Annotated in this window: 13 protein-coding genes; 5 read left to right on the top strand and 8 right to left on the bottom strand. The window is 74.1% G+C overall.

The features are described 5' to 3' along the window. Positions 1-103 precede the first annotated feature (103 nt). The 4 genes from AC2CJA_RS16820 to AC2CJA_RS16835 all read right to left on the bottom strand — a co-directional run bounded on the left by AC2CJA_RS16820 (position 104) and on the right by AC2CJA_RS16835 (position 2,710). Positions 104-226 carry a hypothetical protein gene (locus AC2CJA_RS16820; protein WP_484603512.1) on the bottom strand — a complete coding sequence of 41 codons (123 nt, stop codon included), beginning with the start codon at positions 224-226 and terminating at the stop codon, positions 104-106. Between the two features lie 35 nt (positions 227-261). Continuing rightward, complete coding sequence (locus AC2CJA_RS16825; RefSeq protein ID WP_484603513.1) at positions 262-1,236, bottom strand: MBL fold metallo-hydrolase; 975 nt, start codon at positions 1,234-1,236, stop codon at positions 262-264. 72 nt (positions 1,237-1,308) lie between these two features. Beyond that, entirely contained in the window at positions 1,309-1,827 is a 519-nt protein-coding gene (locus AC2CJA_RS16830) for a flavin reductase family protein (protein ID WP_484603514.1), read from the bottom strand. A gap of 97 nt (positions 1,828-1,924) precedes the next feature. Next, the gene (locus AC2CJA_RS16835; protein ID WP_484603515.1) at positions 1,925-2,710 is read right to left on the bottom strand and encodes an SDR family NAD(P)-dependent oxidoreductase; all 786 of its coding nucleotides are present in this window, start codon (positions 2,708-2,710) and stop codon (positions 1,925-1,927) included. 200 nt (positions 2,711-2,910) lie between these two features. Here AC2CJA_RS16835 and AC2CJA_RS16840 point away from each other — a divergent pair, with 200 nt between their 5' ends. The 3 genes from AC2CJA_RS16840 (at position 2,911) to AC2CJA_RS16850 (ending at position 6,127) form a co-directional block, all read left to right on the top strand. Then, positions 2,911-3,393: an SRPBCC family protein gene (locus AC2CJA_RS16840; protein ID WP_484603516.1), complete on the top strand. Its 483-nt coding sequence runs from the start codon at positions 2,911-2,913 to the stop codon at positions 3,391-3,393. 134 nt (positions 3,394-3,527) lie between these two features. Then, entirely contained in the window at positions 3,528-4,694 is a 1,167-nt protein-coding gene (locus AC2CJA_RS16845) for an acyl-CoA dehydrogenase family protein (RefSeq protein WP_484603517.1), read from the top strand. A gap of 230 nt (positions 4,695-4,924) precedes the next feature. Next, entirely contained in the window at positions 4,925-6,127 is a 1,203-nt protein-coding gene (locus tag AC2CJA_RS16850) for a cytochrome P450 (RefSeq protein WP_484603518.1), read from the top strand. Here AC2CJA_RS16850 and AC2CJA_RS16855 read toward each other — a convergent pair. From AC2CJA_RS16855 to AC2CJA_RS16870, 4 genes are all read right to left on the bottom strand, one after another. After that, complete coding sequence (locus AC2CJA_RS16855) at positions 6,096-6,905, bottom strand: VOC family protein (protein WP_484603519.1); 810 nt, start codon at positions 6,903-6,905, stop codon at positions 6,096-6,098. The two genes, AC2CJA_RS16850 and AC2CJA_RS16855, sit on opposite strands and share 32 nt — an antisense overlap. Before the next feature lie 170 nt (positions 6,906-7,075). After that, entirely contained in the window at positions 7,076-7,627 is a 552-nt protein-coding gene (locus tag AC2CJA_RS16860; protein WP_484603520.1) for a hypothetical protein, read from the bottom strand. Continuing rightward, on the bottom strand, positions 7,620-8,978 hold the full coding sequence (locus AC2CJA_RS16865; protein WP_484603521.1) for an NAD(P)/FAD-dependent oxidoreductase: 1,359 nt from the start codon (positions 8,976-8,978) through the stop codon (positions 7,620-7,622). The genes AC2CJA_RS16860 and AC2CJA_RS16865 overlap by 8 nt, the downstream gene beginning before the upstream one ends. Next, positions 8,978-9,301, bottom strand: a complete 324-nt coding sequence (locus AC2CJA_RS16870) for a 2Fe-2S iron-sulfur cluster-binding protein (protein WP_241713521.1) — start codon at positions 9,299-9,301, stop codon at positions 8,978-8,980. Before AC2CJA_RS16870 ends, AC2CJA_RS16865 begins: the two co-directional genes overlap by 1 nt. Positions 9,302-9,495: 194 nt before the next feature. Here AC2CJA_RS16870 and AC2CJA_RS16875 point away from each other — a divergent pair, with 194 nt between their 5' ends. Then, a complete protein-coding gene (locus tag AC2CJA_RS16875) occupies positions 9,496-11,001 on the top strand; it encodes an MFS transporter (RefSeq protein WP_484603522.1) in 1,506 nt (501 codons plus the stop codon). A gap of 37 nt (positions 11,002-11,038) precedes the next feature. Further along, positions 11,039-12,547, top strand: coding sequence for an alpha/beta fold hydrolase (locus AC2CJA_RS16880; RefSeq protein ID WP_484603523.1), 1,509 nt, complete (start codon positions 11,039-11,041; stop codon positions 12,545-12,547). Positions 12,548-12,611: the final 64 nt, after the last annotated feature.

Genomic DNA, 12,611 nt, shown 5'->3' on the forward strand with positions numbered 1-12,611 from the left:
CGCCCGCCCCCCCCCCCGCCCCCCCCCCCCCCCGCGCCGGGGGGCCCGGGGCGGCACCCGTGCCGCTCGCGCACCGTTCCGCTCCGAGGTCCGGGACGGGCCGTCAGTCGATCCCCCGCCAGATGTGCGGCTCGGACGCGTCGTCCTCCTCTCCGGCCAGCAGGGGGGCGGGGACGTCCCAGAAGTCGTGGTTCAGGGGATCGTGCTCCGGCGCATCGGTGATCATCGTCATCTCCTCCCCACCGGATCCGGCACGCCGCCTCAGGCGTGGCAGTCCGGCAGTCCTCCGTGGTGGGCGACCATCTCCCCGAAGGGGCCGGCCACGTCCATCCGCGCCCCGGGCGGCAGCCCCTCCAGTTCCGCGCGGGCGCGGTGCAGGTTCCCGACCAGGCGCTCGGGGTCGAGCAGTGAGGCGAAACGGCCCAGATCCGCGCGGCGCGCCGCCTCCAGCGGGGAGAGCCCGTCGCGTACGGCCTCCTGTGCGACCCGCAGCAGCCACCGCAGATACGCCTCGGTGGCGTCCAGCAACTCCGTTCCGCCCACCGGCCCGTGGCCGGGGACCACGACGCGGGGGGCGAGGGCCCGCATCCGCTCCAGCGCCCGCAGCGAACCGCTCACCGAACCCATCAGCACGAACGGTGTCACCCCCGACCAGACCAGGTCGCCGGTGAACAGCACACCGCGCTCGGGTACCCACGCCACCGTGTCGTCGGCGGTGTGCGCGGGGCCCAGGTGCAGCAGCTCCACGCGCAGCCCCCCGGCGTGGAGGGTGAGGCCGTCGCGGAAGGTCAGCGTCGGCAGGGTCAGCGGGATCTCGCCCCACTCCACCCCCGGCCACAGCCCGCACAGCCCCAGCCCCGCCTCGGCGCTGTCGGCGCGGGTGCCCTCGTGCGCGACGACCACCGCCCGCGGTGTGAACAGGCTGTTGCCGAAGGTGTGATCGCCGTGGAAGTGGGTGTTGACGACGACGCCCGGACCGTCCGGGGCGATCCTCTCCACCTCCCGGCGCAGCAGCCGGGCGCGGGCCTCGGTGGCCGCGGTGTCGATCAGGACGGGCGGGCCCTCGCCGCCGGGCCGGCCCGTCACCAGGCCCGCGTTGTTCAGGCACCAGCCGCCCGGCGGCTGGACGAAGGCGTGGACGCCGTCGGCCACCTCCTCCAGGAAGGGGGTCGCGGCGGCCGGAGGGCGGGCGGCCGGGGAGACGGTGCTCCTGACCGCTGTCGTGGGCGTGACCATGGTTCTCCGTCCATGTGTCGTGGGGCGTGGCAGGCGGCTGTGCGCCGGGGTTCGGAGGCCGGGGTCGGGCGCTCAGATGAGCGAGGCGTACCGGCCCCGGTGGAACAGCAGGGGACGGGCGCCGGGCTCGGAGCGCAGCGCCACCACCCGCCCGACGAGCAGCACATGGTCGCCCGCCTCGTGCTCGGCGTGCAGCAGGCACTCGAAGGAGGCCGACGCCGAGGGGACGACCGCGTTGCCCGTGATCCCCTCGACCGCCCCGACGCGCCGCATGGCCTCCGCGCCCGCGGGCCGGTCCGGCCGGGCGAACTCGCCCGAGAGCATGCGGTGTTCCTCGGCCAGTACGTTCACGGCGAAGCCGCCGCCGGCCGCCACCCGCGGCCGCATCCTGCCGTCCCGCTTCACCGAGACCAGCAGCAGCATCGGGTCGAGGGACACGGAGGTCAGGCTGTTGAGGGTCATCACGGAGAGGGTGTCCCCGCTGCCCTGCGTCAGCAGCGTGACGCCGGTGGGGAAGCACCCCATCGCCGTGCGGAAGGAGCTGATGTCGGGCTCGGGCCCGGCAAGCAGTGTGGTGCCCGTGTCGGTCATGTCCCGGCTCCGTCTCTGCGCGCCCGTCCCCGGTCCGCGCTGTCGTTGGCTGGTCGGCCGCCTGCCGGTCGTCGGCCGGCCGCGGTGGGTGGGCGGGTCAGTAGTTGCCGAGGCCGCCGCAGACGTTGAGCGCCTGCGCGGTGATGGAGGCGGCGATGTCGGAGGCCAGATAGCCGACCAGGCCGGCGACCTCCTCCGGGGTGGAGTAGCGGCCCAGCGGGATCTTCGCCTGGAACTTCTCCAGGACCTCCTCCTCCGTCACGCCCCAGTGGCCCGCGTAGCCCTGGCGCACGCGCTGGGCCATGGGGGTCTCGACGTAGCCGGGACAGACGGCGTTCACGGTGATCCCGGTCTTCGCCAGCTCCTTGCCGACGGCCTTGGTGAAGCCGATGACGCCGTGCTTGGAGGCGGAGTACGGCGCGGCGAGCTCCACGCCCTGCTTGCCGCCGGTGGAGGCGATGTTGATGATCCGGCCCCAGCCCCCCTCGTGCATGCGGCCGGTGCTCAGCACCTCGCGGGTGACTCGGAAGGTGCCGTTGAGGTTGGTGTCGATCACGTCCAGCCAGAGATCGTCGGGCATCTCGGCGGTGACGCCGCCGCCGCCCCGGCCGGCGTTGTTGACCAGGATGTCGATGCGGCCGTACTCGGCCACCGCCGCGGTCACCGCCGCGCGCACCTGCTCGCCGGAGGAGACGTCGCAGACCGTGCCGGACACCTCCAGATCCTCCGCGCGCAGCCGCTTCACCAGTGCCTTGACGCTCTCCTCGGCACGCGCCACGCCGAACACCGCGACGCCCTGGCGGGCCAGCAGTTCGGTCACGGCGAGTCCGATGCCGCTGGTGGCACCGGTGACGAAGGCGACCCGTCGCTCCGCGTCTGTCATCGTGCTCTCCCGTATCCGTAGGGGTCCTGGGTGACGACGACCGTGACCGGCACACCTTGCGGGTCTCTCGACTCCTCCTCGAGGCGTCCCGCCGTACGCGGGTTCCAGCCGCGCTCGACACCCGGTCGAGTACCGGCCGCGAGGGTGTGGCCGTCCGTTGTGCGCAATCCAGGAGCCAACCCAGGACTGAGGAGGGGCCCATGCCCGAGCAGACGATCCCGGACGTGACGATCCCGGACGTGCGGAAGTCGGTGACCGTGGCGGCCACGGCCGAGGAGAGCTTCAAGGTCTTCACCGGGCGTCCCGCGGACTGGTGGCCCCCGTCCCACGTCCTGCTGAAGAAGGAGCGCGCCGGTCTCGCCTTCGAGCCGCGCGTCGGCGGCCGCTACTACGAGTGGGACGTGGAGGGCAACGAGATCGCCTGGGGCCGCGTCCTGGAGTGGGACCCGCCGCGCCGGCTGGTGATGACCTGGCGGATCGACGGCAACTGGCAGTCCATCACCGACGACGAGCGCGCCAGCGAGATCGAGGTCGACTTCACGCAGGTCGACGCCGGCACCACGAAGGTGGAGCTGGCCCACGTGAAGCTGCACAAGCACGGCGAGGGCGCGCGGCGCATCTTCCAGGCGCTGGACGGCCCGAGCCCGGGCGAGACCCTGGAGCGCTTCGGGAAGCTCTTCTGACCGGAGTTCCGGGCGCGCCGCATCCGGCCGCGCCGGGTCCGGGCCGGGGTCCAGTGACGGTGCAGCGGCCTTCGAGGCGGGGTGCGCAAGCTGGCCCGGCCAACGAAGGCCCTTCACCACAGGAGGTCACCAGGATGCCTGCCGACACGCTGCCGGACACACTGCCGGACGTACGGACGGACACACCGCCGGACACACTGTCGGACGCCGGGCCGGCGATGGCCGCGGAGAAGCTGCGGGTCCTCGCGGCCCGGCACGCGGCCGAGGCCGACACATCCCGCGCGCTGACGCCCGAGGTCGTCGCGGCGCTGCGGGAGTCCGGCTTCGCCCGCCACTTCGTGTCCTCCCGGTGGGGCGGCGCCGAGGGGTCCTTCGCCGAGCTGACCCGTGCCGTGATGACGGTCGGCGAGGGGTGCGCGGCCACCGCCTGGTGCGCCTCGCTGAGCGCCTACTCGGCCCGCTTCGCCTCGCACCTGCCCGAGGAGGGCCACCGCGCCCTGTGGGGCACCGACCCCGACACCGTCATCGCCACCGCCCTGATGCCCGCCGGCCGGGCCGTCCCCACCGAGGGCGGCTGGCGGCTGGGCGGCCGGTGGAGTTACGTCAGCGGCGTCGACTTCGCCGACTGGGCGCTGGTGTGCGCCGCGGTGGCCGGCGCCGAGGGTCCGCCGAGGATGCGTTTCTTCGCGCTGCCCGCGGGCGACTACACGGTCGTCGAGAGCTGGGACAGCGTCGGGATGCGGGCCACCGGCAGCCACACGGTGGTGGTCGAGGACGCGTTCGTGCCCGCGTACCTGTCCTTCGACCGCACCGACATGCTCACCGGCCGCAACACGGGCTCGTCCGTCCCCTCCCACAACGTGCCCTTCCAGGCCGTGGGCGGCCTGACGTTCATCGCCCCCGTGGTCGGGGCGGCGGCGGGGGCGCTGGAGGCGTGCGCGGCGACCGTCACCGGGCGCCGGCGCAACCCGTCCACCGAGATCAAGGTGGTGCGCGCCTCCGGCCGCATCGACGCCGCCCGGCATCTGGTGGAGCAGAACGCCGATGTCATCGACGAGCGGGCGTTCACCCCCGCGCTGATGGCCCGCAACGAGCGGAACGCCACGTTCGCGGCGGAGATCGTCAACGAGGCCGTCACCCTGCTGATCCGCGCCGCCGGCACCGGCGGGCTGGGGGAGGGGCGTCCGCTGCAGCGGTTCTGGCGGGACATCACCTCGGCGACCAGCCATGTCGCGCTCCAGTACGACACCGCCGCCCGCAAGAACTACTCGGCCGTCCTGCTCGGCCCCGAGGAGGAGTGAGACGGGGGCGGGGCCCACGCGGGGGCGGAGCCTCCGGGCCCCGCCGTCGTGCGCTCCGCCGCATCCGCCCGCGCCCGCCGGCGCGGTCTCCCGTCCGCTCCAACGGAGGTGCCACCTTGTCCGTCTCACCCGTCGAACCCCTCACCGAATCCCTTGCGGAACCCCTTGCGGAACCCCTTGCGGAGCCTTCCGCCGAGGACGCGGCCGGCTGCCCGGTCGCCCATGGGGGGATGGAGACCTACCCCTTCCCCGGATCGTCGTACCGGGGCCCCGACCCGCGCTACGCGAAGCTGCGCACCGAACAGCCGGTGGTGAAGGTCCACACCGCCGGAGGCGTGGACGCCTGGCTGGTCACCCGCTACGAGGACGTGCGCGAGCTGTCGGCCGACCCCCGGCTCAGCCGCGCCCTGGCCTGCGGGCCGGGCGCGCCGCGCATCGGCGGGACGATGCACACCACCCCCGAGATGATCATCTCGCTGGACTCGCCCGAGCACTCCCGGCTCCGCAAGCTGGTGGCCGGCGCGTTCACCCTGCGCCGCGTCCAGCGGATGCGGGACGGCGTCCAGCGCGTCGCCGACGAACTGCTCGACGACATGCTGGCCAAGGGCGGCACGGTCGACCTGGTCCAGCAGCTGGCGCTGCCGCTGCCGCTGACGGTCATCGGCGAGCTGCTGGGCGTGCCGTCGAAGGACCTGCGCGACTTCGAGAAGTGGGCCCGCGCGTTCGCCACCGTCGACGACCGCGCCGGCGGCGAGGAGTCGCTCAACGGCCTGGCCAGGCTCAGCGAGTACATCGTCGGGCTGATCGCCGACAAGCGGGCGAACCCGGCCGACGACATGCTCTCCGAACTGATCGCCGCCCGCGACGACGGCGACCGGCTCAGCGAGGAGGAGCTGGTCACCTTCGGCTTCACCCTGATCGGCGCCGGCTTCGACACCACCGCCAACCAGCTCGCCAACTCCGTGCTGGCCCTGCTGGCGCACCACCGCGAGCAGTGGCTGTGGCTGGCGGAGGACCCCGGCCGCATCCCCGTGGCGGTCGACGAACTGCTGCGCCACGTCAACCTGTTCGCCACCGACACCACCGGCTTCCCGCGCGTCGCCGCCGCCGACGTCGAGGTCGGCGGGGTGACGATCGCCAAGGGCGACGCGGTGCTGCTGGCACTGGCGTCGGCCAACCGCGACGAGGCCGTCTTCGAGGACCCCGACCGCCTTGACCTGGCCCGCTCCCACAACCCGCACATCTCCTTCGGCCACGGTGTCCACCACTGCCTGGGCAAGCACCTGGGCCGGATGGAGATGGAGATCGCGATCGAGGGCCTGGTGCGCCGCTTCCCCGGTCTGCGGCTCGCCGTGCCCGAGGAGGAACTGCCCTGGCACACCGGGGAGATCAACCACACCCTCACCTCCCTGCCGGTCGCCTGGGGGGAGTGAGCCCCGTACGGCGGACGCGACGACGAGCCGGGCCCATCACGGCGAAGCGCGCGCCCTGGTCGTCCGAGAGCAGGGCGGAACGGCCGAACGGACTGTCCATGGGCTCGCGCCGGACCTCCCCGCCCAGGGAGCGGACCGTCTCCGCGGCCTTGTCGCAGTCCTCGACGGAGAAGTACACCAGCATGTGAGCCGGGAGGTCGGCGGGCTGGTACGGCCCCATCTGGAGACGGGCCGCGACCGGCTGAGGGCTGCCGGGCAGCGAGAAGAGCTTGAAGTCGAACTCCGTGCCCTCCGAGACCTGCTGTCCCTGATAGCCGAGGACGGCCTCGTAGAAGGGGTCGACGCGCTCCTTGTCGCGCGTGTAGACCTCGGGCCAGAAGAACGAGCCGGGTGCGCCGTGGAGGTCGAAGCCCGCGTGGCCGTCCGCCTGCCACAGGCCGAAGACCGTGCCGCCCGGATCGGTGGCCAGCAGGCTGGTGCCCATACCGGGTACCACCGACGGTCCGGTGACGACCCGGCCGCCGGCCTCCCCGATGCGGTCCGCGGCCCCGGCCGCGTCCGTCGAGGCGAAGTACAGGTTCCACACGCCCGAGGCGCCCTCCGGGTCCGCGGCCAGCGCCCCCACGGTCTTCCCGTCGCGCAGTGCCACCACGGAGGCCCCGTGGCCGGTGTCGTGGTAGGCCCAGCCGAACAGCTCACCGTAGAAGCGCTTGGCCGCCTCCAGGTCGGGCACCGTCGCGTCCACCCAGCAGGGGACCCCTGCGTCGAAAGCGGTCACATCCCGCTCCTCTCCATCACTTCGTGTCTCCGCCGTGCGCGGCGTGTCCTGTGGTCGTCCGGACGCTATCCGGGGGCGCTCGAGCCGCGGACGAGAAGCGGCCGGGCCCGGCTCGTGGGGAGCGGGGCACGGGCGGTCGTACGGGCGCGGACGGACGCGGGGTGGCGGGCTCAGCCGAGCCGGGTGCCCCGGGCCGATACCGTGACGGGGCCGAAGACGGTGCCGTCCTGCTCCAGCACGGTGAAGGCGGTGGCGGTCGTGGTGAAGCCGCGGCCCGACACCCTGCCCAGGTGGACGGCGTGCACGGTGCCGGGGAAGACGCCCTCGGCGGGCTCCGAGGGCCCGGGGTGGGTCACGTAGAAGGAGAAGGCGTTCCCGCCGCGGGCCACCCAGTACCCGGTGCCGGGGTACTGCGGCACGCCGTTCTCGTCGGGGGTGCCGTCGGTCGTCACGGTGCGGTCCTCGTGGAAGACGAAGCGCGAGACGGCGGTGGTGGCGTCCGGGCCGGTGCCGACGGTGACGGCCACCTCCCAGGCGCCGGTGATCGCCGGGCCCCGGCCGTGCGCTTGGGCCTCCCCGGAGTCGGCGGCCGTGACGAGCAGGCCCGCGAGCATCGTCAGGACCGCGAACCAGACGGCGAGTACGCGCGGTGGGACGCGTCGCCGCGCGTCGGGGGCGGAGGGGGTGGCGGTGGCGGGCGGGACGGTCGCTGTGTCAGGCATTGACTGGCCTCTCTGCGTGCTGTGCGTGCTGTGCCGGTGGTGCGGGCCGCCGCTGTGCGCGGGCCCTGAGGTCGAAACCGGGGCGGGCGACTTCCTCCGGTGAGAGGTCCGTGCCCGAGGCGAGGAGGCGGCGCGAGATGCCGTGGTCGGCGGGCCGGTTGACGGACTCCACGCCGACCAGGCGGCCGGAGCGGAAGCAGAACACCGAGAAGCGCCCGGTGTCCGGATCGCCGGCGACCACCGCCTCGTCGTGGCCCGCGGTGAGCCCGGCCATCTGCAGTCGCAGTCCGTACTGCTCCGACCAGAACCACGGGACCGCGGTGTACGGCCCGGTCTCGCCCAGGATGTCGGCCGCCACGCGGCGGGCCTGGTCGGAGGCGTTCTGCACCGACTCCAGGCGGATGTGCCGCGGTGTCCAGGGGCTGGGGAAGCGGGCGCAGTCACCGACGGCGTACACGTCCGGATCGCTGGTGCGCAGCCGCGGGCCGACGATGACGCCGTCGCCCACCAGCAGTCCGGCGGCGGTGGCGAGTTCGACGTTGGGCAGTACGCCGATGCCGACCACGACCAGGTCGGCCGCCAGGCGCTCGCCGCCGTCCAGCTCCACCACCCGTACGCGGCCGGAGCCCTCGGGCCCGGTGCCGCCGCGCAGCGCCACCACCTCTCGGCGGGACAGGAGGCGGACGCCCTGCCCGCGGTGCTCGGCCGCGACGTGTTCCGAGACGGCCTCGGTGACCGCCCGGGACATCACCCGCGCGGACGCCTCGACGACCGTGACCCGGTGGCCGAGCGTACGGGCGGTGGCGGCCAGCTCCAGACCGAGGAAGCCCGCGCCGACCACCACCACGTCCAGCTCCCGGCCGCCGGTGAGCCGCCGCCGCAGCGCGTCGGCGTCGGCCAGGGAGCGCAGGGTCCGCACGCCCTCCAGGTCCGCCCCGGGCACGGGCAGGCGGCGGGGCCGCGAACCGGTCGCCAGGACCAGACGTCCGTAGGGAAGCTCCCGGCCGGAGCCCAGCTCCACGGCCTTGCGTTCCCGGTCGATCCCCGCCGCCCGGTCACCGCGGACCAGGTCGATGTCGAGGGCGGAGAAGAAGTCGTCCGGCCGCAGTTCCAGGCCGGCCCGGTCCACCGTGCCCAGCAGGTAACCCTTCGACAGCGGCGGGCGCTGATAGGGCAGCGCGGTCTCCTCCGCGACCAGGGTGATGCGGCCGGAGAAGCCGCGGGCGCGCAGCGCCGCGACGGTCTCCACGCCACCCTGCCCCGCGCCGACGACGACGACGTCCGGCGCGCCGGGCTCCCGGGCGGCCCCCTCCGCCGTCCCCTCCGCTGTTTCCTCCGCGGCCCCGGCCATCAGCTCTGCGCCTCCGGCAGGTGCACCACCAGGCCGTCGATCTCCTCGGAGACCGGGAGCTGGCAGCTCAGCCGGCTGTTGTCGCGGCGCGGGCAGGCGGTGCCGTACAGCACCTCGTCCTCGGACTCGTGCATCTCGGGAAGGGGCAGCGTGTTGGCCTCGTCGACGTAGACGTGGCAGGTCCCGCACTGGGCGGAGCCGCCGCACTGGGCCTCGATGCCGTCGATGTTGTTGATCTTGGCGCCGCGCATGACCGTGTTGGGCGCCGCCACGTCGACGATGGTCTCGGTGCCGTTGGGGTGCTTGTAAGTGATCTTGGCCATGGCGCTCTCCTCGGCAAGTCGGCCGGCCGCACATCGGTAGGCAGCGAACGGTGGCAGCGGCGTCTGGGGGCGCACTGGGAGCGCGCTGGAGCGTTTCTGGAGCACGGTGCGGCGGGGTGGTGGGAGCGAGGCGCGCGGACGGGGCTCGACCGCACCGCTACCGGCCGTCCACCCGGCCGCCGCAGCGTCATCGCATGACCACCTCGACACCGCGCGCATCGGACACCACAGCCGGCGGGAACACCGGAGCGGACCACGGGAGGGGCGGACGCCTCGGCCTCGTGCTGTTCGCCTGCTGCCTGGGGCAGTTCATGAACGTGCTCGACGCCTCGGTGGTGAACGTGGCACTGCCCGTCATCGCCGAGGAGCTGGGCTTCGAGAGGCACACCCTGCAGTGGGTCAACAACGCCTACACCGTCGCCGTCTGCGGCTTCCTGCTGCTCGGCGGACGGCTCGCGGACCTGTTCGGGCAGCGCCGCGTCTTCCTCTTCGGCGTCGCCCTGTTCACACTGGCCAGCAGCGTCGGCGGGGCGGCGGACGACCCGGTGACACTCGTGCTCGCCCGCGCCTTCCAGGGGCTGGGCGCGGCCGTCATGGCGCCGGCCACCCTCACCGTGCTCGGCACCACGTTCACCGAACCCGCCGCCCGCGCCAGGGCGTTCGGGATGTGGAGCGCGGTCTCCGGAGCCGCCGGGGCAGCCGGGGTGCTGGTCGGAGGCGTGGTCACCCAGTGGTTCTCCTGGCGCTGGGTGCTGCTGATCAACGTTCCCCTGGGCCTGCTGCTGTTCGCCGCCGTGTGCTGGGCGGTCCCCGAGACCGGGCCGCGGCGTGACGGGCCGCGGGGGAGGAGGGGCCTGGACCTGCCGGGGGCGCTGGCCGTCACCTGCGGCCTGATGGCCACCGTCCACGGCGTCGCCGCCTCCAGCGCCCACGGCTGGGACTCACCGCGGGCCTGGGGCACGGCGGCGGCCGGGGTGGCGCTGCTGTGCCTCTTCGTGCTCCACCAGGCCCGGTTCGCCCGGCAGCCCCTGGTGCCGCTCGGTGTCTTCCGCAACCGGTCGCTGACCGCCGCCAACCTCGTCGCCTTCTTCGGCATCGCGGCCCTCTTCAGCACCTTCTACTTCTTCACCCTGGTCCTCCAGCAGGTGCTCGGCTACAGCCCGCTGCGCACCGGGCTGAGCTATCTGCCGATGTCCCTGGGCATCGCCCTCGGAGGCTGGGGCATCGCGCGGACGGTGCCCCGCACCGGCCCCCGGCCGGTGCTGCTGGGCGGGCTGTCGCTGTCGTGCGCCGGACTGCTGTGGCTCTCCCGGGTGGACGCCGGCTCCGCCTACGCCGCCGACGTCCTCGGCCCCGCCCTGCTGCTGGGATTCGGCATGGGCGCGGTCCTCAACGCGACGACGAACGCCGCGACCGCCGGCGTACCCGCCCGCGACGCGGGACTGGCCTCGGGCCTGCTGAACACCACCCGCCAGCTCGGCAGCGCCGTCGGCCTGGTGACCCTGGCCACCCTCTCCACCGCCCGCGCGGACCACGAGATCGCCCGCGGAGCGGCCCTGGAGGACGCGCTCGCCTCCGGCTACGGGCTGGCCCTGGCCGGCGCCGCGCTGTTCACCGCCGCGGGGCTGCTGGCGGCTCTCGCCGTACCGCGCCGGGGGACTTCCGGTCCAAGGGCGCTCCAGCCGTCTTCGAGACGCTGACGGGACGCTGGCGCCCTGACGAGAACGGAGGTTTCCGATGGCGATCAATCCGTCCGTAACGGCGGGCGCCGACGCGCTGCGCGCGTTCGGTTCCCAGCGGCCGCGGTGGACGGCCCGCACGCCCGGCGGTACCGACGGCCCCGAAGACACCGGCGAGGGGACCGGGAGGAGCGGGACCGGGGTGGAGTACGCGACCATCGAGGTCCCCCGCGACTACGCCGACCCGGAGGGCGAGCGCCTCACCATCGCCCTCAGCCGCCGCCGGGCCACCGACCCCGCCCGCCGCCGCGGCGTCCTGCTGGCCGTCAACGGCGGGCCCGGCGGGGACTGGGGCCTGGGTCGTGAGCTGCCGGGCAAGTACGAGGGCGGCCCCGTCCACGAGGTCTACGACCTCATCGGCTTCGATCCGCGCGGCACCGGGGACTCCACCCGGCTGTACGCCGAGGTCACCGTCCCCTCCGCCTCCTTCGACTCCCGGCCCCCCAACTCCGCGTTCGAGACCCTGGCCGAGGACATGCGGCTGCGCGAGCTGGCCTGCGAGCGGGCCGGCGGCGAACTGCGCCGGCACATCAGCACCCGCAACACCGCCCGCGACATGGACGTCATCCGCGCCGTCCTCGGCGAGGAGCGGATCAGCTTCGTGGGATACGCCTACGGCGCCTACGTCGGAGCGGTCTTCGGCAGCATGTTCCCCGACCGCCTGGACCGCAGCGTGCTGGACTCCTGCGTCCACCCGGGGTGGACCTGGCGCGAGCAGTTCCTGTGGCAGGGCGACGCCGTCCGGCGCAACGTCGACCGCTGGGCGCGGTGGACCGCCGCGCGTCACGGCCACTTCGGCCTCGGCACCGGCCCGCAGCAGGTGCTCGACGCCGTGGAGGAGGTCGTCGCCCGCCTCGACGAGCAGTGCGACACCCCCCACCTGCGCACCCTCCTCGACGGCGCGGTGGGCAACCGGGCCACCGACCGGAGCCGCTGGGAGGAACTGGGCCTGCTGGTCGCGGGCCTGCGGGAGGCGACCGCGGCCGGCGACCCGGAGCGCTGCCGCGAACTCCTGGCCGAACAGGGCACCTGGCGGCCCGAGGACAGCGAGGGCGACCTGCGCGTCGGAGTCCTGGAGGCCATCACCCTGGAACACGCCTGGCCCGCCGACCTGGAGACCTACCGCCAGGACATGCGCGACTTCCGCGAGCGGTTCCCCTACGGCTACGGCGTACTGCGCGCCCAGCCGTGGGTCGGCGCGTTCCGCACCTTCACGGCACCGGAGGAGCCCACCCGCATCACGCGCGACGGCTACCCGGCGGGCCTGGTCGTCCAGGCCGACGGCGACCCGATGGACCACTACGACGGCGGCGTCGCCATGGCCGGACTGCTCGGCCACGGGCTGCTCACGGTGGAGGACTCCGGCGATCACGAGATCTACGCCCTGGCCGGCAACGCGGAGGTCGACGCCCACGTCCACCGCTACCTCGTCGACGGTGTCCTCCCGCCCCCGGGAACCACCTGCCGGGGTACGGCCTCCCGCCCGGAGGTCCCGGCGGACGCGTGACCGGCTCCGCGTCCCGCCCCCGCGCGTCCGGGCCCCCGGACCCCCCCGGTGCCGGGGGCGGCCC

It is taken from the genome of Streptomyces sp. ATLC9 (genome assembly GCF_057196705.1).